This is a genomic window from Bacillus cereus group sp. MYBK79-1 (assembly GCF_051915365.1).
Taxonomy (GTDB): domain Bacteria; phylum Bacillota; class Bacilli; order Bacillales; family Bacillaceae_G; genus Bacillus_A.
In genome coordinates, this window is record NZ_JBQAEO010000008.1 from 158869 (window position 1) to 184615 (window position 25747).

Sequence of the window (25747 nt, forward strand, 5' to 3'; positions counted from 1 at the left end):
TTTTTAGAAAAAGAAACGTAACAAAATAATCACAATCACTCCCGTTAACACTGTACCTAATAAACTACGAGTGTATATTGCAACAAGAAATGTTGGAATTGCTGCGATAAGGTAATCCCACTGCATCGTCTCATGCATAAATAATACTTGTGCTAAAAGTGCTGCTAATATCGCAATTGGTATGTAATTTAACCATTTTAAACCCCAGTCTGGAATTTGTAGTTTGCTAAATACGAGTAGAGGTAAAATACGTGGCACGAGTGTGACAGCTCCAGCTGCTAGTAAAAGTAATATTACGTCCAATCTCATTTCCATTTTTCAATCACAACTCCAATCGTCGCCGCTAGTAACGTTGCGATAATAACCGCTATACTATCTGGCATAAATAAGTGTGAAACGTATGCAATTATAATTGCTACAGTTGCAACAGTAAGGTGAATTGCTAGTTTTGGTTTACTACTTATGAGCTGTAGTACAAATAACCCGATAAACATTGCTGGTAATGCATAATCCATGCCGTACGTATGCGGATCTGGTATCCACTCACCAAACAACCCGCCAATAATAGTAGCAAGAATCCAATTTAAATATGCTGTGACATTTAAGCCCATCATCCACCTTTCGCCTACATATCCTTTTTGCGCTGCATGCTGCACTGCAACGCCGAACGTTTCATCTGTAATTTGAGAACCGATTATTACGTTTTTTACTAGGGGAAGTTTCGTAAAGTACGGCGCGAGCGCAGCACTCATTAGAAGGTGGCGTAAATTAACAAAAAAGACGGTAAAAATAATTGCCGAAGCAGGAGCACCAGCTGCATACATACCAGCTAATATAAATTGGGCAGAACCCGCATAAATTAAAGTGGACATAAACGCAATTTCAATGATGGAGAAACCTGCTGTTTTTGCAATTACACCAGCTGCTATACCGATGCTCAAATAACCAAATACAGTTGGTAAACAATCTTTTACTCCTTGCTGAAATGTATCATCACTCTGCAAAGCTACATGGGCCTGAGCTTTACTCATTCCTATCATCCTCCATTCCTTTCATCGTTCGTTTTCCTGTCACGACATGAGCTAAATCTATATTTTCACGCCATAACGTATCTAACCTATCAGCTCCAAACTCCTTCGTGATTTCCTCAACCATAATATCGTGCCGGACATACTCTGTAGCTACGAGAACTAGCGCTGGGTCATACGTTGTAACGGCCCATGAAGTGTTATCATTTGAGAAGTTTGCAATTAATACTTCCTCTCCATCACGCGCAATAACAGTTAAATGACCACCCATTCTCTTTTCAACGACGTGGGGCGTCATATAATTATGGTGAAACGTCGCGCCTATTTTTGTATTGGGAGCACCAAATAAGATTGAAAATATATGTACACCTTCCTTTTCTTTCTGATGAATATATGGCTCAATTTCATGCACTTGATCTTCCCATACAGAAATCCATAACTCTTCCTTCGCCTTATTAATTATATTGCATATTTCTTTTACAACACGATCATTTGAACGAATATGCGAAATTACATCTATTTGTCGCTCTTGTTCTAGACAATTTAATTTCTCATCTAAAAATTCAAAGGACTTCTCAAAGTCTTTTCGCATTCGATTCATTAACTCCGTAGCTGGTACTGGTACATATTTTACTGGTTCAGTAGGAACGATATGCACTGCTCCTTTATCCATCAATTTACCGAGCACTTCATAAATCATCGAACGAGGTACCCCTGTTTGCTTACTCACTTCATAGCCTGTTACTGGGGAATGTTTTAGTAGTCCAATATACGCTTTACATTCATACTGGGAAAAACCTAACTTTTGTAATTCCTTTATAATTTCATCCATCAGTACCCCTCACAATCTATATAACTCTCATTTCAAAACGATGCATGTATGTTAGTAGTTATTAGTATACCTACTAATATAAAAAAACAGACCTATAAAGTCAATTGATAATTCTGAAATTTAATCTCAAAAATAAAAAGCCTTTCATCAGAAGGCTTTTTCTACATACTATTTCACTTATTTTAGTTGCAACGTATTTGATAGATGCTCCTCCAAATGCTCCCGTAAAGTAGAACCTGTATACTCTTCCCTAAATACACCAGCTTTCACGAATAGAGGAATAACTTCACTAAAGAATAGATCTAGTGACTTTGGAGGTCCTCCTGGAATAGCGATAAATCCATCTAACGCTCCGGCCTCAAACCTATCCATAATTTGCTTTGCAACATCTTGCGCTGTACCAACCGCAACCCAATGAGCGGAACCAACAACTTCTGGTCGTTCTAGTATTTGTTCAACAGTTGGTTCATTTTTAATAATGTAGTTGCGTAATAATTCAGCGTGTGTTTTACTGCGAACAGTTTGATCACGGCTTGGCAACATCTCTTCCATAATCTTACTTTCTAGCGGAATTCCTCTAGCGTCTAATCCGAGAACCATTTCAAGTAACGAGTATCTTTTCTCTTTTGTGAGATGTTGATGTGCTTGCCTATGCATTTCTAACGCTTCTTCATATGTATCACCTATAAAGAAATATAACCCAGGCAATACACGTATATCATCTTGCTTTCGGCCATGCTGTTCTGCTCTTCTTCTTAAATCTTGACGCAGTTCCATCCCTGACTCTACATCCGGCGTCGCAGCAAAAATTGCATCCGCAACAGAAGCAGCAAAATTTCGTCCTGACTCTGAAGCACCAGCTTGAAATAATGGTATTTCTCCTGAAATATGCTGCGGAATATTAAGTGGACCTTTCACCTTAAAGTATTCACCATTATGCTCAATAGGCTTTACCATCTCTCTAATCACATCAGGATTATCTACTTTCAATACTTCATTAGGGTGACTTCTCCAAAGTTTTCTTACTAACGCTGTACATTCTGCCGCTTTCGCATATCGCTGCTCCGATGATGGCATCCCGTCCTCACCAAAGTTTTCAGCACCGTCAATGGATGTGACAATATTCCACCCTACTCGGCCGTTACTAATCCAGTGTAAAGATTGTAATTGCCTCGCTAATATATATGGTGGATAAAACGAAGTTGAAGCAGTCGTAACGACTCCAATTTTTTCTGTTGCACACGCAATAGCTGTAAATAGTAATGTTGGATCTAAAATGACGTTTCCTTTATTACGAGCAATTAAATCTGGGTGCGCCACTAAATAATCCGCTTTAAAAACAAAATCTAACTTCGATTTTTCTGCTCGTTTCGCTAACTCTACTTGTTCATCAATTCCCGAATCAAATATATAATCTTCTTTCTTTCTCGAAATTAAACATAATCCAATGCAAAGTTGTTTTTTTGTAGACATATACACACCATCCCCTTGTTTTTAATTCACTTAGTGAAATACATGTTGCTATCATTATGAATTTCCATTCTTATGAAAATAAATAAAATGATATTGATAATCATTATCATTTTATGATGTAACTGTAATAAAAGCAATAAAAAAAAGACTCCCACTAATGGAAGTCTCTTATCTCAATATTTCATTCGCTTCTTTTTCATAAATTTTATCAAATGAAGTCATAACGCGTTGTGACGCTGAAATCATTTTTTGATCTGTCATAAGATCAGCCATCTCTTTCGTCAAATCTACATTTGAATTTTCTAGCATATGGTTTTTTACTATCCCTGTTCCGTTCGGTAAATCAGCAATGTTTCCTTCTGCTAGTGTAAAGCTTTTGTTCTCTCTTTGCATGAGACGAGCATTCGCTTCTGCATCTACTGTTTTTGTTTGCAGGCGAGCAATATTATTTTGTGTTACTTCATCATATAATGTACCATCTGCTTGTACAGCTACCTTTGCTCCTTCAGGAATACGAATACGTTCATTATTCTCTCCCATAACAAAAGCACCAGATGATGTTTGCAGATAACGATCACTATTTATTGTAAAACTACCATCTCTCGTTAAAAACGTTTCATCGTTTTTAGATGTAACGAAAAATGATGATGCGCCGACCGTACCGTCATCTAAAAAGAAATCTGTAGCACTATTTGTCATTTGTATATTTCCTTGTACTAAGTTCACATGCGTTGCGGCTGGTACTACAGCGTAATCAGTCGAACCGATATTTGTCACAGCTCCATCTCCGCGGCGATATGTGTCTTGTACATCAAATACTTTAGAAGTCATATTTTCTGCTTTAAATCCTGTCGTTTGAGCATTTGCAACATTATTCGAATGAATATTAATACGCTGCATGTAATTCATCATACCCATAGAACCTATATAAAGACCGTTCATACTCGTTTGAATAAGGCGGTTGCCTTATCCTTCACCTCTTTTCTATGATGTTTGCAACATTTGTTTCGCTAAATGTTCAGCTGTAGCGATATGTATATGTTGCTTCACGTCTTGTCCGTCTGTCATTAATACAATTGGAGCCGATGATACTGCTGGAATTTTCAACAATTCACCACTACTTGCTGTTTCATCAAATTTCGTAAATACGATACCATCAATATGAATATCTTTGAAATTCGTAATGATTTCAATCATATCTTTACTTTTCATCGAAGCTGACAACGTTAAACAAATATAATCTGGCTCTACTTGTCCCATCGTTTCAATCATTTCTTCCACTGTTTCTGACGCACGATAATTTTTTCCGGCGGTATCAATTAAAATATAATCGACGCGCGCTTCTTCTTTAAAATACGTAAGCGCTCTTGTCATTGCAGCTTCATCACGTACAGCGATTACTTCAAATCCCATTGTTTTTACGTAATCTTGCAGTTGCTGTACTGTTCCAATGCGCGAATGATCTGTCGTAATAAAACCGACCGTTTTTTTCTTACCGTGAAACTGCCATGCCATTTTCGCAAGTGTCGTTGTTTTTCCAACTCCAGTTGGACCGATTAATGCAATTGTTTGCACTTCTTTTTCAAATACGTTTTCTGTGTTGAAATGAGATCTCATATCTTCCAATATATATTCGATCACTTCTTCTTCTGTAATCATCGTCGCATTCTCAAACTTCACTTTTAACTTTTCAGCATATGCATGAATGAAGTATTGTTCTACATCGTTTTGTTCTAGCATGCGAATTACTTTTTGAATAATAAACGGTACAGATTCTTGCTTTTCTTTCTTTACAACCACTTCTTCTTTTTTAACCGGAGCAACTTTTTTCACAGCTTTTTGCTTTTTCGTTTCTTCCGTCTGTTTCACAACGACGATACCTTTTTCAAACAACTTTAATAGTTTCTCTTTCTTTCTTGTCCATTCTTCACTATTTCCTGTTTGCATCGCCGCGTATGACATAGCAGTCGTCACGTTTTCTAAATTGTGTAGTACCGATTGAATTCCGGTTGCCTTCACAATTTGTTCTGAAGGATCGTTCACAACATCCATTAATTGTTCATGAAATTGAGCTGTACCCTCGTTCACTTCTTCTTGTTTCTCCTCTGGAAAAGCAACTAACATTTCATAATTCTTTTTCCAAAAAAACGGGATATTACGTTTTACACTTTCATCGACAACGTAATAATAATCTGTACCATATTGGTCAAATAACTTTCGATACAATTCATTTTTCGAAGCTGCTTTTATTCGCATTAACGCTTCTTTCTTTTCTGTATTTTCCATTACTTCACCCCCTACTATTCAATGTAAGCAATTTGATCTACAACAATTTCTGGAGCTAATTCACTAATACAAAGTACTTGTGCTTCTATTTGATACCGCTCTAGCAGTCTTACAATCGCAAATCTGAAATCTTTTCTACGCGTTAATAATACTGGTTCTCTTCCCATTAAGCGTGCTTGTTTAAATACGCGTTGTACTTGCTCAACGACTCGTGATTCTAAATCTAAATCCCAGTTTAATAAATAACCTTGATAAGAATTGTTTACAACGTCCGCATCTAACTCGATTGAATCTGAGAAGAGCGCCGCATAAATTTTACCGTCAGGATTTTTCGCATTTTCACAAATCACTTTTGAAATACATTCACGGACGAATGACGTTACACCGTCAACGTGGTTTTGATAAATTTCTTTTCCGTCAATAATACCTTCAATAATAGTTGGTAAATCACGAATAGAAATACCTTCTTTTAGAAGTTGTTTAATAACATTTTGAACGAGTGATAAGTCGATTTCTTTCTTCTTAATCTCTTCTAATAAAACACCGTTATCATTTTCAAGCGAGTTAATTAAGTCTTTTACATGTTGACGCTGAATTAACTCATGAAGATTACGTCTAACGACAACATCTAAATGTGTAATTAATATGCTAAGTGGCTCTAATACTTGATAGCCTTTCATTTGTGCATCTTGTACCATATGCTCTAAAATCCAATATCCATCTTCACCGAAAATCGGATCTTTTGCTGGTTCTGCATCTAAATCGGCCATTACATTTGGTGTTTTCAGTGCTAATAAGTACCCTGATTTTAAAACACCTTCAGCTGCCTTCGCACCTTTAATACGAATAATGTAACGTCCGCGTGGTCTAAAACTCGTATTATCTTTAAAGTTAATGCCAGGAACATTAATACCAAGGTCGGTAATAATCGACTTCCTCATAAGAACAACTTTATCACGAGCTGTTTCCCCATTAATTTTCTGCTTTACAAGTGCCGCTAAATCTAAACCGAGTTCTACAATAATTGGATATTTATCTGTAAATACTCCGAATGAATCTTCCACTTGTTGCAGTTGCTCATCTTCGCCTTGAATCATTTCTAATTCTTTTTGAAGCTCTTCTTCTTTTTCTTTCTTTATTCGGTTTTTATTACGAATTCCTAAGAAAATAATTGTTCCACCAACGAGCGCGAATGGTAGAAACGGTAGCGGAGTGAAAATACCCATCGCAATAAATAAACCACCAAGCGCATATACAACGACTTCATGCGCTAATAACTCTTTAAAGATTCCTTCAGTTACTGTGTCAGATGAACCATCAAATACACGCGTTACGATAATACCTGTTGAAATCGCAAGCATTAACGAACCAATTTGGTTTACGATTCCGTCACCGACAGTTAACTGTGTATAGTGAATAGCTGCTTCCGCAAAACTCATGCCCTGCTGCATCATGCCGACGATTAAACCGAAAATAATGTTTACGAATAAAATGACGATACCGAAAATAACGTCCCCTTTGATGAACTTCCCGGCACCATCCATTGCCCCGTAAAACTCTGTTTCCATATTTAATTTTTTTCGTTTTGCCTGTGCATCTTTTTCAGTAATAATACGCTGGTTTAAATCCGCATCGATAGACATTTGTTTCCCGGGTAAAGAATCAAGTGTGAAACGAGCTGCAACTTCAGCTGTACGAGATGCACCGTTTGCAACGATAAACTGGAATATGATTAATACTATGAAAATAACGATACCAATTAATAAGTTCCCGCCAATTACAAACTGACCGAACTCTTCAATAACATGCCCCGCATTTCCGTCTGTCAAAATCGCTCGCGTCGTCGATACGTTAATCGATACGCGGAAAATCCCGATTAATAACAACATCGTTGGAAATGACTTTAATTCATCCCACTCGTTAATACTTGTTGCTCGCATATAAATAAGCACTGACATACTTAGTAAAAAAACGATAACGATATCAAGTATAAATGGTGGAAGTGGAATTAAGAGCGCCACTACGAATGACGCTGCTAAAAAGATAGAAAAATAGGTTCTTGCAGAATCTATCTTAAACACAAGAGATCTCCTCCAACCGCGCTATTATACTTCAAGTTCATTCGTTTGAATTAAATAGCGCATAACTTCAATTACAGCTACGTATAAATCTTCTGGAATCGTCTCATCTTCCTCGACTTGATAATATAAAGAACGAGCAAGCGGACGGTTTTCCACCATTGGTATTTCTTGTTCGCGGGCAAGCGTTCGTATATATAATGCGAGCTCATCTTCCCCTTTTGCAACGACAATTGGTGCCGCATCAACCTGTTTATTGTACCGAAGTACGACCGAAATATGAGTCGGGTTGTTTACAATAAACGTTGCACCATCCATTTTTTTCGCAATTGTCCCTTGCAAGATCGCATGCATAAAGTTTTTTCGTTTTCCCTTTACTTGCGGGTCCCCTTCATTATCTTTATGCTCTCGTTTTACTTCTTCTTTTTTCATCTTAATATCTTGTTCGTATTCCCACTTTTGATAAATAAAATCAATAATAGAAAGAACGATTAATATAATTAAAATAGCTAAAAAGATAAATTTAATTTGCCTAATAATTTCAGAAAGTGACGCAGTCCAGTTAAATCCAATCATACTCACGATTTTCTCTAAATTCTTTTTAAAGAGAATGTAAGCGACGTAACCGATTAATCCCATATAAAATAGTGATTTCAAAATATCTACTAAACTTTTACGACTAAACAATCTTGTAAAATAGTTTTTTGGATTAATACGTGACGCTTTCGGCTTAATGACTTTAGAAGAAAATAAGAAACCGACTTGAATCATATAATTGAATAAATGAAAAGCGTATACGAGTATTAATATGGGAGCTGATACTTTTAGTAGTAAAATCCCCATTAAATAAAAATACTTAGTTGAATCTGTATTTTTTCCAATTTGATCAAACAGCACCGCTACAGAGTTTGCAATCTCATAACCGAGCCAATCTCCGAAAAAGTAAACGACAACTGCTAATACAAGTATGGAAAATAAATTATTTAAATCTTTACTTCGGGCAATATTCCCTTCTTCACGCGATTTCTTACGCTTCTGCGGGGTGGCCTTTTCTGTTTTATTATCCTTTGCCATGCGCGTCCCCCTACTTCGTTAAGAAAAAGTTAAATAGTTTCGTATATTCTTCAAGCAATACGTCCGTCATATTTTTAAACACATAACCGAGCATCGGTACACTCATCGCAATAAACAAAATACCACACGTAATTTTAATGACAAATGCATTCATAAAAATATTTAATTGCGGAGCGTTTTTTGCGATTAAAATCAACACAAAGTTAATGATGAACAAACTCCCCATTAGTGGAAGAGCAATTTCAACCGCTGATGTAATCGCAAATAATAACGTTGCGAGTAGACTATCTAAAAAACTAGTCGTCAGCAATTTTGAAATCGCCTCTGTATATTGAAACGACTTTAAAATCGTGGCAACGAAATAATTAATGCCGCCAAGTGAAATAAAAATAATGAGAAAAAATATATCAAAAATGGTTGAAAGTAAAGTAGACTGTGAGCCTGCATTTACATCAAACAAACTTGCCTGTGATAAACCGATATCAAAGTCTAAAATATGCCCGGCCATTTTTGGAATGTTCCATAGCATTTCTACAATTTTTGAAAGCGATAATCCAATTACAATTTGCGTACCTGCATAAGCTGCCACGTCCCAAACTGTCTTTATGTGAGAGACATCCACTTGATCGGCAACTGTAATGGAAAGAGCAAGTCCAACTGTAACCTTCGCCATTGCTGGAATGGATCGACCTGAGAAAAACGGTAAAAAATATAAAAATGAAGTAATACGGCAAAACGCAAAAAACGTCGCCGCCCATAATTCCATATTCATTTCATTCCACCTATCTTAGTACGAACGCAATAGCGATGGGATTTTATCAAATAAATCTAAAATAAGCATCGTTAACTCTTGAAACATCCACGGACCTAAAATGATAAGAACGAGCACAATACTCGCCATTTTCGGTAAAAACGTCAGCGTTTGCTCTTGAATTTGCATCATCGCCATAATGACAGCGATGATAATAACGACAATCATACTTACGCCGGCAACCGGCATTAAAATCATAACCCCTTTATAAAAAAAGGTTTGAAAAATATCTATAATTGGTGACGTATTCATTTATATGACTCCTATCACATAGCATCAAACGCTTCAGGCGACCGTTTTAAACATAATATCGACGATTTTTGTATATCCACCTAAATATACGAAAACGAGTATTTTAAATGGTAAACTTAAAATCATCGGCGGTACCATCATCATCCCGAGGTACATTAAAAGTGTACTAATAATCAAATCTATAAATACAAACGCTAAATAAATGAACATCCCCGTTAATAATCCTTTTTGAATTTGCGTTAACGTAAAGGATGGTACGAGCGTAAATAAAGAAAGATCTTTTAAATCTTTCGGTAACTCTTCTCCGCGCACTTTCAGCATCATTTTCAAATCATGCTTATACGTATGCTTTGACATATACTCTTTCATAATCGGAGCTGTCGTCTCCGCAGCTTGGCTTACTGTTATTTTCTCTTTCGTCATCGGATCCCACACATCGCTCTTCAGTTGCCCAAGTACAGGCTGCATCGTAAAGAGTGATAAAAACAATGCAAGTCCAACAAGCACTTGGTTCGGTGGTAAATTCATTACTCCAAGTCCTTGACGTGTAATCCCGAGAACGATCATAAAATAAGTAAAATGTGTAAATAATAGAACGATAGAAGAAGATAATGATAAAAGGGTAACGAGCGCAAATAGCTGTACACTTGAATTACTCGTAAACTCTTTTCCATTTTCGAAATTAATAAAACCGTTTTGGGCCGCATACGCTGGATTTACAAAAATAATTGAAAAAACGATAGAAAATACGAAAATAACGGCTAATAATGATAACTGTTTCTTTATTCTCATGATGGATCCTCTACTTTTTTCGTTTCACTCTTCACCGCGTCTTCTAGCGCTTGTTGAAACTGATTTCCTGTTCCTGTTAATTGCACAGATTGTACACCGTTATTACTAATAACAGTGAACACTTGCTTGCCATCAACCTCAAATAAAAAAGCGCTCGTTTGATGATTTAAATAAACGCCGTCCTTCACTTGAATATGGCCATTTTCACCTTGTTTAAAAAACTGCTGCTTGCGCGTCTTTTTCGTCATATAATATGCACCGTAGCCGAGCGCACCAAACAGTAAAACGACTTGAAATAAGGTCGTCATATACGACATATGACTCCTCCTCTACTCTTTATCTAGCATTTGACTTTGCGCTTTCATAAGCGCAGCTTGCTTCTTATCAGCTTCAATTTCAGAAATGATAATACCGAACTTCTCGTCCATTACGATCGCTTCCCCAATGCCGACTTTCATATTACTTAAATACACATCTACTTTATGTCCTAAGTTTTTCTCTACTTCAAGAACATCGCCCACTTTTAACTGTTTCACATCACCGAGCGTAATAGATGATCTCCCAAGCTTTACACCAAGTTCAATCGAAATATCCGAAACAGTATCAATATGTGCTTTACTTGTTTCATTTCGCTTTCCTGCAAATTCTTCTAATCCCATTAATGACACAGGAGATACTTCATGCTTCATATGGATCCTCCTAATCTACAAAACTTTTAAATAGGAGCGCCTTACGCGTTCCATCTTTTCCAATAAAACAATTAAATTTATGTTTTCCATCTACAAAACCAAGTAATTCATCCGAAACTTTCGTATGAAGCGGAATAATATCGCCTTCTTCAATTTGTTCAATGTCACCCATTGTCATCTTCTGCTCACCAATCGCAACGTGAACAGGTTTAAACACTTGATTCACTTTCACTTCCACTTCAGACGTATACTTTTTACGCTTATCCGAAGAATGTTCGACAATATTCTCAGACGTTAACTTATCCATAATTTCTTCCACAGATAAGAACGGAATACCGATACGAACTGTCGTATTCCAAAAATCCGTTTTCATATTTACGTTCAGTAATGAAATAATATCACTCGCTGTCGTAATCTTAAGTGCATTCGGATCAGTCTCTGTCGTTACAAATTTCGGTTTAATTGCCGCAACACTTTCAAATGCTTGCTCTAAATTTTTGCATAGAAGCGCAAAAATATTATCAAGCGTTAAAAACTCGAACGCCGTCAGTGGTCTACGCATCGTAAAATTACGTTTACTATCTCCGCCAAGCCAGCACTCATGAATGTAAATAACAAAGGCTAAATCAATCTCAATAACAATTTCCCCAAGCTCTGGAATTCCGAGATCAATAACGCAATATAAATAATAATCTTTTGGCATTTTCTCTACATACTCACTCGTAAATGGAACCTGCTCCACTGTCGAAGGCTCTAATTCAATCGGAATACGCATACGCGCAGACAATGACTGTGACGTCTGTTTACCAAACGTAGAAGCAATCGCTTGCAAACTACGTAAATGTTCAACACCGAACTTCTCCGGTCTATTAAAATCATACTCTTGAAATTTATCTTGCTTCCCTGCTTCTTGTGCGAAAGCTGGCATTTCCTCGCCTTCATTTACCGCCTTCAGCAGGGCATCAATTTGCTCTTGGCTTAATTTATCGCCACTCATGAAAATCCCCTTCCCTACCTTTTCAATTCAACGATTTCAACGTACATCTTTCCATTCTTCGTCAAAATCTTTCCGGTTCCAATCTCTTCATTCTCAAGCATAATAAGCACCGTATTTTTCGTTGAATTTTCAAGACGATACAATGTACCTTTCGTAATATGAAGCAGATCTTCAATCTTCTTTTTCGTATTTCCGATTTCAAAATAAATTGTTAACGGAATATCATCTTGTAATTTCAAATCTAGCCCACTCCCATATCATGTTCACGAAAATTCCATTTTCTCTCTATATATAAATGAAATTTCTTATTTCGAAACGTCGATATTTAATATTTTTTTAATATATCCTTGCGTTTCTTTAAATGGAGGTACCCCTCCGTACTTTCTCACATTACCAGGACCAGCATTATAAGAAGCAAGCGCTAATACTAAGTCGCCATTATTTTTCTTTAAATAACCGCTTAACTCTTTCACGCCACCTTCAATACTTTCAGCTGGTGAAAATGGATTTTTTATACCCATCTCTTTCACATTCGCTGGCATAAGCTGCATAAGTCCCATCGCCCCTGCATGCGACACTGTTTTCGGATTAAAATTAGACTCTACTTCAATCATTTTTTGAATTAACGTTTTCGGAATTCCGTAAGATTGGCTCACCCGATCAATAATATCCTCATACTTCCCTTCATTTGAAGAACGTATTTTTTGAATATTATACTTCTTCGTTAACCCCCACGTATCAACAGCCTCATTTTTCGTTTCCAGGAAACGTCGTTCAAACTCTTTTTGTGCAACTTGTACGTCATCGACTTTCTTCGTTTCAGGCTTCTCTTCCGGCTTACTTACTTCCTCTACTTTATGAATAGATTCTACCGGTTTATTCACAACCGCTTCTATTTTCGTAGATTGTACCGGCTGACTCATATCCTCTACTTTTGCCGTTGGCGTAGTAGCCTTCGTCTCCTTCATAGGATCACTTTGCAACTTCTCTTGAAACCTACTACTAACAAAAGCCTGCGGACTACTCAACTTTTGTTGAAACTGTCCTTTTTTATATGCAAGTACTTCTTTTACTATATTTCCAACTACCATAATATCACCTTTTCGGTAAACAAAGATAATCTAATATTAGAGTTTTTTTGTAAAGTTTGCAATAATCCTTTGCAATTATATTGTAATAAAAAAACGACTAAATTGTTAAACTGTTATTTTTTTATATTTATTAATTCAAATTTTCAGTTGACACCCATTATAGCAAGGCTTACAATAAATTCGAAATCGATTTTTTCGCATATTACCGTTTTTCAATTTGCAGAAAAATCAATATAAAAAAATGGGGGTTCTTTACATGAGAATTAATACAAACATTAATAGCATGCGTACGCAAGAATATATGCGTCAAAACCAAGCTAAAATGAGTAACGCTATGGACCGTTTATCAAGCGGTAAACGTATCAACAACGCATCTGACGATGCAGCAGGTCTTGCAATCGCAACTCGTATGCGTGCACGTGAAAGCGGATTAGGTGTTGCAGCTGATAACACGCAAAACGGTATTTCTTTAATCCGTACAGCTGATTCAGCATTAGGTTCTGTATCTAACATCTTACTTCGTATGCGTGACCTTGCAAACCAATCTGCAACTGGTACAAATACAAAAGAAAACCAGTCTGCTTTAAACAAAGAATTTGATGCGTTAAAAGAGCAAATTGACTATATTGCAAATAATACTCAATTCAACGACAAAGATTTATTAAATGCTGATAAAGCTACACCAAACGAAATTAAAATTCAAACTCTTGACTCTGATGACGATCAAAAACAAATCACTATTACTTTACATGGTGCTACACGTGAAGCACTTGGAATTGATACATTATCAATTGCTGAAGGTCAAACTACTTCAGCACCTAAAGGTGTACAACTAGCACAAGACGCTCAAGCTGCATTTAAAAAAGATTTCGCAGCTGCTAAAACTGATGATGAAAAGACTGCTGCCTTCACTGCATTTAAAAATGCTTGGGCAACAGCTAAAACTGATTACACTAACACTAAGACTCTTGATGATAAAATTAAAGCCTACGATCCACTAGATGCTGGAGCAGCAATCACTGATTTTGATGCGGGTCTTGCCGCAGCTACAGCAAATGCTGGTACTGCAAAACCTAATGCATTGCTTGCTGTAAAAGAAATTGATGCTGCGCTTGAAACAATTGCTAATAATCGAGCTGATTTAGGTGCTACATTAAACCGTCTAGACTTTAACGTAAACAACCTGAAGAGCCAAGCATCAAGCATGGCATCTGCTGCTTCTCAAGTAGAAGACGCTGACATGGCGAAAGAAATGTCTGAAATGACTAAGTTCAAAATCTTGAACGAAGCGGGTATCAGCATGCTTTCTCAAGCAAACCAAACTCCACAAATGGTTTCTAAATTATTACAATAATCCATTTGAGATTAATAAACCTCTCCGCAAGCGGAGAGGTTTATTTTTTCTATATAGATGAATTATTTGTAAAAACTTTCTTTTTTAGATAGGAGAGAGCATCCGCGATGTGTGGAAGCGGTCAGTGCCTGTCTCTATCCCCTCTCGCGTTAAAACCTAAATAGAAAATAAGTATAAGTCCCTTTTCTTTTCATATCCATTTATTAACTTTAAGATCATATGTTAATCATTAAGATATGGGTGATTATTTTGCATATTGACACGAGTGTTTTGAGTATGTATGCTAAGCAGTCATTCTATGTGTGAATGAGAAGTATATGCACGTCGCCATGGAGTATTTTGTGACGGATGAGAGGTTAAATGGTGTTTCAGATATTCCGGCAAATGTGGCTATTATGACTCGTTTCTATACGAAAGCAAGCGAGATTCACATTGCGATTCATATCGTTTCTCAAGTTAATCAAATCCCTAAATAATTTCCAAAGTGATCAAAATCCTAATTATTATTTTCTCCTTCAAACCTTTCCACACAAAACAAAAGGGAAATACATATAAACTATGTACTTCCCTTTTATTTTTCACTCAATAGCTCTATGGCGCTACCGTCATAACTTGTCCTCTACGGTCGATCCTTATTTTCATTTTTCCGTCTTGTGCGTTATATAAACCTAGTTTATTTAATTCTATTTTGCATTCTTGTACGAAGGTTGGTAATTTACGAATTTGATTGACATCCGAACTTTTAATGAAATTAATTAAATGTTGCGTCATGTCTTTCACATCTTGCACAAGTTCTTCTTTTTCTCGTTTTAACCTTTCGTTTTCCAATTGTAACGCTCGCAATTCACTTTCTAGACTACTTCTATTTGACTCTTCTTTAAAATGCCCTGCGGCCATGCTAGAAAGCTTATAAATACCTTCCATAAACTGATGTAGTTCGTCTTCTTTTCTTTCACTACATTGACTAATAGTTTCAAAGTTATCAACGATACCAGATATAACTGTTACAAGACTTTTTTCATTCTCTTTATGTTGTACTTCCTCTTTTAATACATAATTGTTTTCTTTTTTCATTTCAATGATTGTTTCTTTTACAGGTGTATATTTTCGCTTTCGTCCTGGTTTTTGTTTTTCAATATTTTCAAAAGGTATTTCACATTTTTTTAGTTTGTAATACGTATTTTGTAATTGACTTTCTGTTTTCGGGAAAAGATTTAGTTCGTTTTTACTAACGTATTTTGAAATATTAATAATGTTTAAACCGTGACGTTGACAAAATTGATACACTTCATATAGCAACGCTAGTTCAGACTTCAGCCATGTAATCGCTGATTTTTCATATGCTCGCATCCCGCCATGTTTTTCTATATCTATTTGAAATAATACCATTCTATTATGTAAATCAACTAGTTCTTCATACTTTACTTGGAATTGTTTCTCTATTTTTTTAAATTCCGTTTCTAGTTGCATATCGTTCATTTTATTATTTGACATGTTTTGTAAGAGACTTAATACATTGATTGCTGTGTGGTGATACATAATCTGTGTCACTCCCCCTCATCCTTTCGCAATTCTCATCTGACTCCCATGTCTTCTCAGAAAATAGCAATTTTTACATATCCATATTATAACATTTCGAAATTGTCTGTCAAATAATAAACATACAAAAATGTATAGAAATAGAAAAAGTATTTTTTTGATTAATATGTATAATTGCATATTAATCACATTTAATTATATTATATGGTATTCCGAATATATTTTCACCGAAAAAGTTTTCGTTATCACGAAAAAATTACTAAAATAATCCAAAGATACTTTTTCTTATATTTTCAAATCAAAAATCTTCAAATCAAGATTTTTCATACACACAACCACAAACACTCCAAAAACGTTCCATCTTTCCACCTGTACAGAGTATAAAACACTAAAAAGGAACTAACCAATACTACACATGGCTAGTTCCCTTCTCTCCACTAAAAGAATAGAGTTGTAAATAGAGTCCGCAAATTTACTTCCCTCATTTACCTAAAACTACTCCATACCTCTGGTCTCACATCGCATGGGGCTCTATGAAGCACTGACCGCCATCACACATGGCTAGTTCCTCTATACCTAAAATCACTCCATACTTCTGGTCTTACATCGCATAGGAATCTCTTAGGCACTAACCGCCACCACACATAGCTAGAGCTTCTATTCAAGCAAAAAAAGCGCTTTTAACACTCTTTTACAACACTAATTTATCTACTAAGCCAATTAACTCTTGAATATCTGGCTTACTTACTTGCGCATTTGCTCCTACCGCTTCGCCTTTATGGAATAATTCATTTGTAATTAATGAAGAGAAAATAACGATTGGTAAACGATTCGTTATTTCACCATCTTTAATTACTTTCGTTAAATGGTGTCCATCCATTTTCGGCATTTCAATATCCGTAATTAGCAAGTGAATATGTTCAAACATTTTTTCTCCTTGCTCTTTTGCTAGCTTTTCAATTTGCGCTAATGCTTCTGCACCATTGCTAAAGAAGTTCATTTTCGTATATCCAGCTGATGATAATGTTTCTTCTAATATTTGACGAAGCATTGCTGAATCTTCCGCAATATAAATAACTTTTTCAGCTCGATCTGTTTTTTGCTCTAAACCTGCAAGTGATTTATTGTCATAACCAGTGTTGCTAATTTCGCAAACAATTTTTTCATAATCTAATAGTAAGATGATTTTTCCATCTAGTTTTACAATACCAGATGTCGTTTCTTCTAGTCCCATAGACAATGAAGCTGGTTCATCAATTTGTTCCCAAGAAATACGTTGAATACGATGCACTTCATCCACACGGAAAATAACTTTCATTTGGTTTAATTCTGAAATGATAAATTTCGTTTGATCAAGTGGCTTTATCGATTTTAAATTAAGAGCTGTCGCTAAGTTAATAACAGGTAAAATTTCACCGCGTACTTGAACAACACCTTCAACTGCATGATGAGATTCTGGCACAGTTGTAACAGGGAATGGATTAATGATTTCACGTACTTTCATTACATTAATACTAAATAGGTTTTCACCAACAGTATATGTAACAATCTCTAATTCATTTGTTCCGCTTTCTAATAAAATACTTTGTGCTTGTGACATAAAGGTGTCGCTCCCCTTTCATTATTTCCGTATATCTAATTATTAAGCTTTATTAAAACGAAAAAGTCAACTATCTATATGAAAAATATAGATAGTCGAACGATTCATTTCTTTATTTATAAAGGCGATTAATCTTGTATAAACGAAGCAAGTGCCTCTAGTAACACTTCTTGCGCTCCTACAATTTCTGTCGGCATTGCTTCCCATTTTTTTGAAAGCTCCGTTTCGACTCTTATTCTTAGCTTAGGATTCATTTGTTCTAGCACATAATCCTTCGTTGCTATATCAACATCAAGTAGCGCAAGAGCATACAGTTCCGGATCATTTATGTTTTCAAATAACCGTTTTAATACTGCCGGTGCTATATGTTTTAATTTTTCAATATGAATCTCTTTATCTGAAAATAGTAACTCATATTGAATAAACGTAACATTTTCTTTAATCACTTTAAAATAGCAATTATTTTTTTTATCATTTACAAAATAACCGTTCGAATCTGCAATAATACTCTCTACTTTACGAATTAAATCCGGCAAACTACTCGCTGCCATTACAGTCCGCTGCTCAACCTCACTCGGCGAAATGAATGTAACGCGATACTTATTCTGCGCCATCCTCCTCACCTCTCCTTTTATAAAAATCTATCGTCACAAACGATCCAGAAAGCACTGGTCTACCATAAAAAGATTAACCACCCCAGTAACCTTTCATAGATCCATTTTTGCAACTACACTTCGCTTACAACTTCTTCAACTACCCTAGTAACTCTCCATATCCCTGGTCTTAAACACTGGTCGAGCATCCACATAAGCACTGACCGCTACCACACATCGCCAGGTCCTCTCTCAAAACCTAAAAAAGAGCTTTTAAAAACTTCGCTTACCTCTTCTTCAACTACCCTAGTAACTCTCCATATCCCTGGTCTTAAACACTGGTCGAGCATCCACATAAGCACTGACCGCTACCACACACCGCCAGGTCCTCTCTCAAAACCTAAAAAAGAGCTTTTAAAATCTTTTTTAAGATTTTTTCAGTAACTCGATGTTATTGAACCAAAACGCTATCTGTTGATCCGCAATATCCGGCAACGTAACAAAAAACTCACGACACTTCATCTCATCTTTAAACAGTTGATACTTCCACTCACCTTCGCTACCAACACTTACGAAATAAAATTCGTGAATACGGCCAATGGTTGCTTGTTTTTCACCGAATGAGTACGGAGGTACTTGCTTAATTTCAAATTGATCTGGTAAATATACATGCTCTTCTCGTTCCATTTTTAACACTTGCTCGGCAAGTTCACGTTTATTTTCGAAAAAAGGCAATTGTACAATACGTTCTTGTCTTGTCATACGAATAAAACCCTTTCTACTACATTACAATTTTTCTTTATTATATATTATCGAATTAAGTTTACAACTTCGTTTAATACTTCATCTGAAATTTTAATTACTTTCGCATTTCCTTGGAAACCGCGTTGGTATAGCATTAAGTCAACGAATTCCACAGATAAATCTACGTTTGCACCTTCTTGTGCACTACCACGTACTTTTCCTGCACCATTTTGACCAGATACACCCATTGCTAAAATACCAGTTGTATTCGTCGCTGTATAGTTACCATTACCAGTTTTCATTAAGCCGCCTTCGTTCGGGAACATCGCAACAGCTAATTGCCCCGCAGCTTTCATACTTCCATCCGAGTATTTTACCATCACATATCCACCGTCAGCAATAAAGCAATCTTTTACAGTCGCTGCTGCTCTACCATCTACATCTGTTACTGCTAATGTTTTCTCTGTCGGGTGGTTTGTTAATTTACTAAAATCTATTTTTACTGTTCCACCATTAAATGGAATATTCGCTTCAGGGTTTACCGGATCCGGCTTCCCTACCGCATCGAATTTCACCTCACCACCTGCGCCATCAACCTCGTTAAACGCTGTTTCTTTTTTCGAGTCGTTACGCATATATACTTTATATTTATAATTATGTTCACCATCTTGTTTAAACTCCACGCGCATTGTCCATGTATTACCGGCATTATCGTATACAGGCAATTCTTGCGTAATCTGTTTTGCATCAGCTGGAATGTTCCCTCCAACTACTCCTTTTGACGTTCGAATACCACCGATTGCTGATCCCATTGGAACTTGCAATGGTCCTGGGATACCAGATAAATCAACATTACCAGTTGATGGATCTGCTGGATACGCGAATACATATTGCCCTTCCATATTCGTAATATAGTAATCTGAAGATATTGTAAATGTCCCTTTACGTGTAAATTCCATATTTCCTGCTTTTGAATCACCTACGACGAAGAAACCATTACCTTCCATTGCAGCTTGTGTTTTACCACCAGTTAACGTAATTGTGCCATCGGTATAATCAGTCACTGTTCCGCTCATTTTCACACCGTTACCGATACTTTTTGGATTCGTCCCTGCGTATCTATCGTCGCCTTTCGCACCAATTGAATTGTTGTACAGTAAATCATCGAACATTGCTTTTTGTTTTTTATAACCAACTGTTTGTGCATTGGCGATATTATTTGAAGTTACACTCAATGCATTTTGTGTTGCATTCATTCCTGTAATACTTGTATATAACGCTTTAATCATACTGTATGGACACTCCTTATGAATTTGTAGTTTTTTCTTCTTCAGTTACTTTTTGATCGTCTTTCTTCGCATCTTCTGGATTCGTTTCTCCAATTGGTTTATCAGACACTCTCTCAACGAAACGAAGGGATACAATTTTATTATCAATAACGAGCTGTACATCGTTATTTTCTGCAAGGCGAACTGTCTCTACTTGACCAGTTACTTTTTTACCGTCACCGTCAATACCTCTTACGTACTTCCCTAAAAACTTCATTCCGCCATCAAGCGCTGTCGAATACATTGTCGTTCTTAAAGAGTCAACTGCCTTTGTCATATTCTGCACTTGTTCCATAAGAGATAACTGCGCTGTTTGGTTCATCATTTGATTCATATCCATCGCATTAAATGGATCTTGGTGCTGGAAACTCGATAAAAACAATTTCAAAAAATCATCTTTTCCCATTACTCCAGGAGTTTTTTGTTCTCCTGCTGATACTCCATTCATTTGCCCTACTGCCGGTTGTGCACCGTTAACAGATTGATTTCTATTCTGCGCTCCTGCTTGCAACGGAATATGATTTGTACTCGTTGTATTTAATCCAACTGTTGGCACGCTTTATTCCTCCAATAATCCCGCAAATTCTTTTGATTCTTGTTTCTCATGTTTCGTACTTGCTAATTGCTGCTTTTGCCTTTGTTCTTGCTCTCGCTGCTCTTTACGATTTTCATCTTTATCTGAATAGCTAATTTGAATATTAATTTCTTTTTCTTTTAACTTCAGTCTCAATTCATCAAAAATGATTTCCACACGTTTTTTCGCATCGTGTTTTTCCATTTCCACATGAACATCAATTTGATCTCCATGTTTTTTCATAAACACTGTTAATGTACCAAGTTTTTCTGGATTTAACTGAAATAAAACACGTTCTTGTTTCACTACAAACTTTTGCAGTGCTTCTACTTGTGCTTCCATTTTCTTTCCTAAGTCAGGCAATGAAATTTTCTCAGCACCACTACTTGATTTTCCTATTTGATCGGTACTCGTCGTTTTATTTAATAACTCCGCACCCGCAGAATTTGAATCGTTTAATACATCGCCTTCTGGCAACTCTATCTTTACATCATCGCTCTCAGCTGTCGGAAGGTCTACATCTTTAGACTCTTCTTGTTTCTTTGCAATATTACAAGTTTCTGTTTCTACAACTTTCAATACTTGCATCATTTGCTCCGGCATCTTCACTTTGTCTAATGCCATTTGCATTGTATCTTCTAAACATATAACATTTTTGATATTCATATTGGAAAGAAGTTCTTGTAATTGTTGTAATTCACCTGCAGGTAATTCATTAAGTTTTATATTTCCATATTCTTTATATAGCTCTTGTATTTTTTGTATGTATTGATATAACAATTCTGGCTGCACACGTAATTGCTCAATTGCAACCATTTGCTCAGATACAGCTAACAATAACTGTTCTGTCTCTTTTTTTTCTTCTTTCTTTACACTAGGCTCTTCTTTCGTTGCCGATTTTTTAGAAAGAATATGTTCTTTTCTATCTTCTGGTGCATCTTCTCGCTTTGTTTTCTCCGTTTTCGGCTGCTGTTTATTTTCCATCCTCATCGCACGATCGAATGAAGAATCTTCACTTTTGGATTGTACTTCTAGCCCTTTTTCTTTTTGCGGAGGTAAACTTTGTTGCACCGGTAATACAGACTGTATCACTACATTCACCTCATCCATTCATACACATTTTCAAATCAAGAAGCATTTTTTCTTCCTGCTTTTCTCGTACTTTTGCAAGCTTTCTACAATCCTCTTGATACATCTCATCAATGACACGTTCTTTTTCTTTTACTTGTTCTAAAAGGCTTTCATTTTTTTGAATAAAATCTTCTGTTTTTTTAATTTTTCGATTCCATTCTTCTATTCTTTCAGGTGAAAACGTATGTGAGGATAGCATACCAGCCATAATACGTTGCCCAGTTTGTACGACTTTACTACGCGATTTCACAACATATAAATCATATTCTTTTTTTTGTTCTATTTTTCTTTTTTCAGCTGTTAATTTATATACTTCTTTCAAAATCTGTTCTTTTTCTTGATTTATTTGCAATTTTATCGTGTCGTACTGCTGCTTATCCACCTGTTTTCATAGCCCCTTCCTATTATAACGCTCTCTTTTTCTATTATATAGTTTTTTTACAAAAAAATCTGTGAAATATTAAAAAACAAAAAAAATAAGACCTGCAGGGCGCGAGGTCTTATACAATATGGTGCACCGCTTGAACAATATCATCAAATTGGAAGCGATCTGATCGACCTTGTTTTAAGAATGAATTTATACCTTCTACTTTATTTTTGCATTCAAAAACATAAGCATTTTCTTCATTTTCTTGAATCGTTCCTAATTTGAAATATAATTCATTTTCTTTATAAATAGATAAAATTTTTCTCATTTCATTTGCCAGTTCCCAATGCGTTGGCGACACGATTTCTTCCATAATCCTACTTACTGAATCTAACACCGAAATAGCAGGGTAATGACTGAGCGTTGCAAGCTCACGTTTTAATACAATATGTCCATCTAAAATACCACGTGCTAAATCTGGTACAGGACCGTTTAAATCGTCTCCATCAACGAGTACAGTATAAATACCTGTTATAGATCCCTTTTGCGTTTTTCCGGATCGCTCTAACAGCTTTTTCATATAACTTTCCATTAAGAGTGTTTTACCACCGATTGGTAACTCTTTAACGGCAATATCAACACTTCTACGTGCATCAGCAAAACGAGTAACAGAATCCATCATAAGTAGTACGTTATTGCCTTGGTCTCGGAAATATTCAGCAATAGATGTTGCAAGCTTAGCTGCGCGAAGTTGCATAAGGTGACTTTCATCTGACGTCGCTACGACAACGACGCTTTTCTTCATGCCTTCCTCACCTAATTCTTTTCGAATAAAGTCTTTTACTTCCCGGCCACGCTCTCCTACTAAACTAATAACATTTATATCAGCTTTTGCGTTTTTGGCAATCATTCCGAGTAAAGTAGATTTACCAACACCTGATCCAGCGAAAATACCAATCTTTTGACCGATACCAATTGTTAGCATAGAATCAATAGATTTAATTCCCGTTTCAAATACATCGGTAATCTCCTCCCGTTCAAATGCATGAATAGGCGGAGCATCTAACTTTATTTTTTGCACCGGAATGTTTTCAGCATTTTCATTTAGCACTTCACCATTTGCACTTAACACTTTTCCGAGTAAATGATTACCTCGAGGTATCACGACATCTTCTGCAATTAATGTAACGGAATCTCCATAACATACTTTTTCTGTCTGTTCAAATGGGAGTAACATATTATTTTCTTTTTCAATCGCAATTACTTCACATAAAACGCTATGTTCTCCAACGATACAAACATCACCAATTTTCGCCTTTGGCCCTTTCGCTACGAAAAACTGCTCTTGTACACTATGTACTTTACCGACTTTCGTATAAAACGGCGTTTCAATAAACGTATTCCATTTTTGGTTTTCATTTATTAACAGTCGATTCATACATTTTGCTCCTCGAATAACTTCTCTTCTTCCCATTTCTGGCGAAGTTTCGCAAATATAGGTGCGAATTTAAATTCAAAGAACTCTTTCTCTTCTTCTAGAACAAATTCACCGAACTGTAAGGAGAAATCATATTTCCATTCTACTAATTGTAGTAACCAATATTCTTTCGTATTTTCCTTCTCTTCTTGAATACGTTCAAACGTTTCGGGATGTACAGTAATGACTAGTTTTTCAAACGAAGTAGGCAATGTTTGCACGATGCCAGTTAATATCGGTAACACATCAAGCAATCTAGCATCTACTGCTTGATTCACAATTTTTTCTGCTAGTTGAAAAGATTGATCCCATAATAATTCCGTCCATTCGTATGCTGTTTCTTGTTGCTCTTTTTGAAACTGCATATGTGCCGATTCTATCTCTTTCATCTGCTGCTGCACATGTATTTGAAATTGTTCTTGATCATGTAATAACTGCTGACGCTCTCGTTCTAACATTTGCTGTTCTTGCCTTAGTTGATTCAGTTCAACATGTAACGATTGTTGCTGTGCAAGAAGTTCTTCATGATCTACTTGGATTTCTTCTACGTGAGCTAATATTGGTTTTGGAAATTGTAATTCATACGTTTCTTCAGAAAAAGAAACAGAATTCTTCGGAATTCTGTTTTTAAATAAGGACATCATCTTCACCTCTTTGAACGATAATTCTTCCTTCTTTCTCTAGCTTTTTCACCGTACCTGTAATTGTTTGCTGTGCTTTCTCAGCATCTGTCATCTTAAGTGGCCCTAAACCATCTAATTCTTCTAAAATCATCTCTTTACGATTCATAGACATACATGTAAATAGTTTCTCTTTAATTTCTTCTTTTGCAATTTTAAGAGCTTTTGCGATAACACCATTATCTGTAATTTCCTCTAACACACGGCGAAGCGCAAGATCTTCAAGACCGAGTAAGTCTTCAAAGACAAACATGTTTTCTTTAATCTTTTCAGATAGTTCATAGTCCATTTCATCCAGCTTTTGAAAGACTGTTTTTTCAACACCTCGTGAAACGTTATTTAAAATGCTCACAATTGTTTTCAAGCCATCTGTTTTATTAATCGCACTAAATGCCATATTATTTAATTTCGCCTTTAATAATTCACTAATTTGATTAATTAATTCGCCATCTACTTGTTCTAGTTTTGCAATACCCATTACTGTTTCTACTCGTTTATAATCTGGTAATCTCTCAATTAATTGAGAAGCAAGCTGTGGCTTAATATAAGAAGCAATAATTGCAATCGTCTGCGGTGATTCATCATTAAGTACTGTAAGAAGTGGTTCTAAATCTGTAAGTGAATTTAAGAATTCAAATGGATTATCTTTGTTATACCAAAGGTCTTCCAATAATTTTTCAAGCTCATCTTCTGGCATGTTTTTAAATATGCGGCGAATGTACTCTTTATCTGGAGTGACTAAGTTCAATTCTTTTACATTTAGTTCATACAAGAACTCCCCTAGTACATTCTCTAACGTTTCTGGTTTATATACACGAAACTTCGCGATTTCACGAAGTAATACTTCTTTTTCCTCAGCCGTCATATATTCAATGACTTTTGCTGCCACCTCTTCATCTAATGTACGAATGAGGATGGCAGCTTTTTCTTTGGAGGAGATTTCATCTAACATCGTTG

28 protein-coding genes and 1 pseudogene are annotated in these 25747 nt (G+C 36.0%); 2 read left to right on the top strand and 27 right to left on the bottom strand.

Going from position 1 to position 25747, the window contains the following annotated elements:
• Nucleotides 1-3: 3 nt before the first annotated feature.
• The 16 genes and pseudogenes from ACTFOB_RS15215 to ACTFOB_RS15290 form a co-directional block, all read right to left on the bottom strand.
• Nucleotides 4-315, bottom strand: a complete 312-nt coding sequence (locus tag ACTFOB_RS15215; protein ID WP_000425935.1) for an AzlD domain-containing protein — start codon at nt 313-315, stop codon at nt 4-6.
• The gene (locus ACTFOB_RS15220) at nt 306-1031 is read right to left on the bottom strand and encodes an AzlC family ABC transporter permease (RefSeq protein ID WP_440027123.1); all 726 of its coding nucleotides are present in this window, start codon (nt 1029-1031) and stop codon (nt 306-308) included. Before ACTFOB_RS15220 ends, ACTFOB_RS15215 begins: the two co-directional genes overlap by 10 nt.
• Nucleotides 1024-1860 carry a TrmB family transcriptional regulator gene (locus ACTFOB_RS15225; protein WP_440027121.1) on the bottom strand — a complete coding sequence of 279 codons (837 nt, stop codon included), beginning with the start codon at nt 1858-1860 and terminating at the stop codon, nt 1024-1026. Before ACTFOB_RS15225 ends, ACTFOB_RS15220 begins: the two co-directional genes overlap by 8 nt.
• Nucleotides 1861-2037: 177 nt before the next feature.
• On the bottom strand, nt 2038-3333 hold the full coding sequence (locus ACTFOB_RS15230; protein WP_440027119.1) for an NtaA/DmoA family FMN-dependent monooxygenase: 1296 nt from the start codon (nt 3331-3333) through the stop codon (nt 2038-2040).
• Between the two features lie 168 nt (nt 3334-3501).
• Nucleotides 3502-4275 carry a flagellar basal-body rod protein FlgG gene (locus tag ACTFOB_RS15235; protein ID WP_440027117.1) on the bottom strand — a complete coding sequence of 258 codons (774 nt, stop codon included), beginning with the start codon at nt 4273-4275 and terminating at the stop codon, nt 3502-3504.
• Between the two features lie 42 nt (nt 4276-4317).
• On the bottom strand, nt 4318-5619 hold the full coding sequence (gene flhF / locus ACTFOB_RS15240; RefSeq protein ID WP_440027115.1) for a flagellar biosynthesis protein FlhF: 1302 nt from the start codon (nt 5617-5619) through the stop codon (nt 4318-4320).
• 14 nt (nt 5620-5633) lie between these two features.
• Nucleotides 5634-7700 carry a flagellar biosynthesis protein FlhA gene (gene flhA, locus ACTFOB_RS15245; protein ID WP_440027112.1) on the bottom strand — a complete coding sequence of 689 codons (2067 nt, stop codon included), beginning with the start codon at nt 7698-7700 and terminating at the stop codon, nt 5634-5636.
• Nucleotides 7701-7724: 24 nt separating this feature from the next.
• On the bottom strand, nt 7725-8771 hold the full coding sequence (gene flhB, locus ACTFOB_RS15250) for a flagellar type III secretion system protein FlhB (protein ID WP_440027111.1): 1047 nt from the start codon (nt 8769-8771) through the stop codon (nt 7725-7727).
• Nucleotides 8772-8781: 10 nt separating this feature from the next.
• Complete coding sequence (locus ACTFOB_RS15255; RefSeq protein ID WP_071757438.1) at nt 8782-9543, bottom strand: flagellar biosynthetic protein FliR; 762 nt, start codon at nt 9541-9543, stop codon at nt 8782-8784.
• Between the two features lie 15 nt (nt 9544-9558).
• Nucleotides 9559-9834, bottom strand: a complete 276-nt coding sequence (locus tag ACTFOB_RS15260) for a flagellar biosynthetic protein FliQ (protein WP_440027108.1) — start codon at nt 9832-9834, stop codon at nt 9559-9561.
• Between the two features lie 33 nt (nt 9835-9867).
• On the bottom strand, nt 9868-10626 hold the full coding sequence (locus ACTFOB_RS15265) for a flagellar type III secretion system pore protein FliP (RefSeq protein WP_001220586.1): 759 nt from the start codon (nt 10624-10626) through the stop codon (nt 9868-9870).
• A complete protein-coding gene (locus ACTFOB_RS15270; protein ID WP_000121176.1) occupies nt 10623-10943 on the bottom strand; it encodes a hypothetical protein in 321 nt (106 codons plus the stop codon). Before ACTFOB_RS15270 ends, ACTFOB_RS15265 begins: the two co-directional genes overlap by 4 nt.
• 12 nt (nt 10944-10955) lie before the next feature.
• Nucleotides 10956-11315 carry a flagellar motor switch protein FliN gene (fliN, locus tag ACTFOB_RS15275; protein ID WP_440027106.1) on the bottom strand — a complete coding sequence of 120 codons (360 nt, stop codon included), beginning with the start codon at nt 11313-11315 and terminating at the stop codon, nt 10956-10958.
• 10 nt (nt 11316-11325) lie between these two features.
• Nucleotides 11326-12312 carry a flagellar motor switch protein FliM gene (gene fliM / locus ACTFOB_RS15280; RefSeq protein ID WP_440027104.1) on the bottom strand — a complete coding sequence of 329 codons (987 nt, stop codon included), beginning with the start codon at nt 12310-12312 and terminating at the stop codon, nt 11326-11328.
• A 14-nt stretch (nt 12313-12326) separates the two neighbouring features.
• Complete coding sequence (locus tag ACTFOB_RS15285) at nt 12327-12551, bottom strand: flagellar motor switch protein FliN (RefSeq protein WP_002189074.1); 225 nt, start codon at nt 12549-12551, stop codon at nt 12327-12329.
• Between the two features lie 87 nt (nt 12552-12638).
• Nucleotides 12639-13403 (bottom strand): annotated as a pseudogene (locus ACTFOB_RS15290) (lytic transglycosylase domain-containing protein); the annotation flags it as partial.
• Nucleotides 13404-13659: 256 nt separating this feature from the next.
• Between ACTFOB_RS15290 and ACTFOB_RS15295 the strand changes: the two are divergent.
• Both ACTFOB_RS15295 and ACTFOB_RS15300 read left to right on the top strand, forming a co-directional pair.
• Complete coding sequence (locus tag ACTFOB_RS15295) at nt 13660-14757, top strand: flagellin N-terminal helical domain-containing protein (RefSeq protein WP_440027365.1); 1098 nt, start codon at nt 13660-13662, stop codon at nt 14755-14757.
• A 317-nt stretch (nt 14758-15074) separates the two neighbouring features.
• A complete protein-coding gene (locus ACTFOB_RS15300) occupies nt 15075-15233 on the top strand; it encodes a hypothetical protein (RefSeq protein WP_440027102.1) in 159 nt (52 codons plus the stop codon).
• Between the two features lie 115 nt (nt 15234-15348).
• Here ACTFOB_RS15300 and ACTFOB_RS15305 read toward each other — a convergent pair whose 3' ends face one another.
• The 11 genes from ACTFOB_RS15305 to ACTFOB_RS15355 all read right to left on the bottom strand — a co-directional run bounded on the left by ACTFOB_RS15305 (nt 15349) and on the right by ACTFOB_RS15355 (nt 25742).
• A complete protein-coding gene (locus ACTFOB_RS15305) occupies nt 15349-16296 on the bottom strand; it encodes a DNA-binding domain-containing protein (protein WP_440027363.1) in 948 nt (315 codons plus the stop codon).
• 691 nt (nt 16297-16987) lie between these two features.
• Nucleotides 16988-17896 (bottom strand): chemotaxis protein, encoded by a 909-nt coding sequence (locus ACTFOB_RS15310; protein ID WP_440027100.1) that lies wholly within the window; start codon nt 17894-17896, stop codon nt 16988-16990.
• 128 nt (nt 17897-18024) lie between these two features.
• Nucleotides 18025-18510 (bottom strand): LysR family transcriptional regulator, encoded by a 486-nt coding sequence (locus tag ACTFOB_RS15315; RefSeq protein WP_440027098.1) that lies wholly within the window; start codon nt 18508-18510, stop codon nt 18025-18027.
• Nucleotides 18511-18915: 405 nt separating this feature from the next.
• Nucleotides 18916-19251 carry a DUF3964 family protein gene (locus ACTFOB_RS15320; RefSeq protein WP_440027096.1) on the bottom strand — a complete coding sequence of 112 codons (336 nt, stop codon included), beginning with the start codon at nt 19249-19251 and terminating at the stop codon, nt 18916-18918.
• Nucleotides 19252-19298: 47 nt separating this feature from the next.
• On the bottom strand, nt 19299-20522 hold the full coding sequence (locus ACTFOB_RS15325; protein ID WP_440027094.1) for a flagellar hook protein FlgE: 1224 nt from the start codon (nt 20520-20522) through the stop codon (nt 19299-19301).
• Between the two features lie 16 nt (nt 20523-20538).
• Nucleotides 20539-21117 carry a flagellar hook assembly protein FlgD gene (locus ACTFOB_RS15330; protein ID WP_440027093.1) on the bottom strand — a complete coding sequence of 193 codons (579 nt, stop codon included), beginning with the start codon at nt 21115-21117 and terminating at the stop codon, nt 20539-20541.
• A 3-nt stretch (nt 21118-21120) separates the two neighbouring features.
• A complete protein-coding gene (locus ACTFOB_RS15335) occupies nt 21121-22227 on the bottom strand; it encodes a flagellar hook-length control protein FliK (RefSeq protein ID WP_440027362.1) in 1107 nt (368 codons plus the stop codon).
• 10 nt (nt 22228-22237) lie between these two features.
• On the bottom strand, nt 22238-22648 hold the full coding sequence (locus ACTFOB_RS15340) for a cytoplasmic protein (protein WP_440027091.1): 411 nt from the start codon (nt 22646-22648) through the stop codon (nt 22238-22240).
• Between the two features lie 118 nt (nt 22649-22766).
• Nucleotides 22767-24071, bottom strand: a complete 1305-nt coding sequence (locus ACTFOB_RS15345) for a flagellar protein export ATPase FliI (protein WP_440027089.1) — start codon at nt 24069-24071, stop codon at nt 22767-22769.
• Complete coding sequence (locus tag ACTFOB_RS15350; protein ID WP_440027087.1) at nt 24068-24751, bottom strand: FliH/SctL family protein; 684 nt, start codon at nt 24749-24751, stop codon at nt 24068-24070. Before ACTFOB_RS15350 ends, ACTFOB_RS15345 begins: the two co-directional genes overlap by 4 nt.
• Nucleotides 24738-25742, bottom strand: a complete 1005-nt coding sequence (locus ACTFOB_RS15355; RefSeq protein WP_440027085.1) for a flagellar motor switch protein FliG — start codon at nt 25740-25742, stop codon at nt 24738-24740. The genes ACTFOB_RS15350 and ACTFOB_RS15355 overlap by 14 nt, the downstream gene beginning before the upstream one ends.
• Nucleotides 25743-25747: the final 5 nt, after the last annotated feature.

What these genes read in the sequence shown, in the direction of transcription:
- ACTFOB_RS15215 (WP_000425935.1), bottom strand. Translation starts at nt 315, where the DNA reads ATGGAAATGAGATTGGACGTAATATTACTTTTACTAGCAGCTGGAGCT.
- ACTFOB_RS15220 (WP_440027123.1), bottom strand. Translation starts at nt 1,031, where the DNA reads ATGAGTAAAGCTCAGGCCCATGTAGCTTTGCAGAGTGATGATACATTT.
- ACTFOB_RS15225 (WP_440027121.1), bottom strand. Translation starts at nt 1,860, where the DNA reads ATGGATGAAATTATAAAGGAATTACAAAAGTTAGGTTTTTCCCAGTAT.
- ACTFOB_RS15230 (WP_440027119.1), bottom strand. Translation starts at nt 3,333, where the DNA reads ATGTCTACAAAAAAACAACTTTGCATTGGATTATGTTTAATTTCGAGA.
- ACTFOB_RS15235 (WP_440027117.1), bottom strand. Translation starts at nt 4,275, where the DNA reads ATGAACGGTCTTTATATAGGTTCTATGGGTATGATGAATTACATGCAG.
- flhF (WP_440027115.1), bottom strand. Translation starts at nt 5,619, where the DNA reads ATGGAAAATACAGAAAAGAAAGAAGCGTTAATGCGAATAAAAGCAGCT.
- flhB (WP_440027111.1), bottom strand. Translation starts at nt 8,771, where the DNA reads ATGGCAAAGGATAATAAAACAGAAAAGGCCACCCCGCAGAAGCGTAAG.
- ACTFOB_RS15255 (WP_071757438.1), bottom strand. Translation starts at nt 9,543, where the DNA reads ATGAATATGGAATTATGGGCGGCGACGTTTTTTGCGTTTTGCCGTATT.
- ACTFOB_RS15260 (WP_440027108.1), bottom strand. Translation starts at nt 9,834, where the DNA reads ATGAATACGTCACCAATTATAGATATTTTTCAAACCTTTTTTTATAAA.
- ACTFOB_RS15265 (WP_001220586.1), bottom strand. Translation starts at nt 10,626, where the DNA reads ATGAGAATAAAGAAACAGTTATCATTATTAGCCGTTATTTTCGTATTT.
- ACTFOB_RS15270 (WP_000121176.1), bottom strand. Translation starts at nt 10,943, where the DNA reads ATGTCGTATATGACGACCTTATTTCAAGTCGTTTTACTGTTTGGTGCG.
- fliN (WP_440027106.1), bottom strand. Translation starts at nt 11,315, where the DNA reads ATGAAGCATGAAGTATCTCCTGTGTCATTAATGGGATTAGAAGAATTT.
- fliM (WP_440027104.1), bottom strand. Translation starts at nt 12,312, where the DNA reads ATGAGTGGCGATAAATTAAGCCAAGAGCAAATTGATGCCCTGCTGAAG.
- ACTFOB_RS15295 (WP_440027365.1), top strand. Translation starts at nt 13,660, where the DNA reads ATGAGAATTAATACAAACATTAATAGCATGCGTACGCAAGAATATATG.
- ACTFOB_RS15300 (WP_440027102.1), top strand. Translation starts at nt 15,075, where the DNA reads ATGCACGTCGCCATGGAGTATTTTGTGACGGATGAGAGGTTAAATGGT.
- ACTFOB_RS15305 (WP_440027363.1), bottom strand. Translation starts at nt 16,296, where the DNA reads ATGTATCACCACACAGCAATCAATGTATTAAGTCTCTTACAAAACATG.
- ACTFOB_RS15310 (WP_440027100.1), bottom strand. Translation starts at nt 17,896, where the DNA reads ATGTCACAAGCACAAAGTATTTTATTAGAAAGCGGAACAAATGAATTA.
- ACTFOB_RS15315 (WP_440027098.1), bottom strand. Translation starts at nt 18,510, where the DNA reads ATGGCGCAGAATAAGTATCGCGTTACATTCATTTCGCCGAGTGAGGTT.
- ACTFOB_RS15320 (WP_440027096.1), bottom strand. Translation starts at nt 19,251, where the DNA reads ATGACAAGACAAGAACGTATTGTACAATTGCCTTTTTTCGAAAATAAA.
- ACTFOB_RS15325 (WP_440027094.1), bottom strand. Translation starts at nt 20,522, where the DNA reads ATGATTAAAGCGTTATATACAAGTATTACAGGAATGAATGCAACACAA.
- ACTFOB_RS15345 (WP_440027089.1), bottom strand. Translation starts at nt 24,071, where the DNA reads ATGAATCGACTGTTAATAAATGAAAACCAAAAATGGAATACGTTTATT.
- ACTFOB_RS15350 (WP_440027087.1), bottom strand. Translation starts at nt 24,751, where the DNA reads ATGTCCTTATTTAAAAACAGAATTCCGAAGAATTCTGTTTCTTTTTCT.
- ACTFOB_RS15355 (WP_440027085.1), bottom strand. Translation starts at nt 25,742, where the DNA reads ATGTTAGATGAAATCTCCTCCAAAGAAAAAGCTGCCATCCTCATTCGT.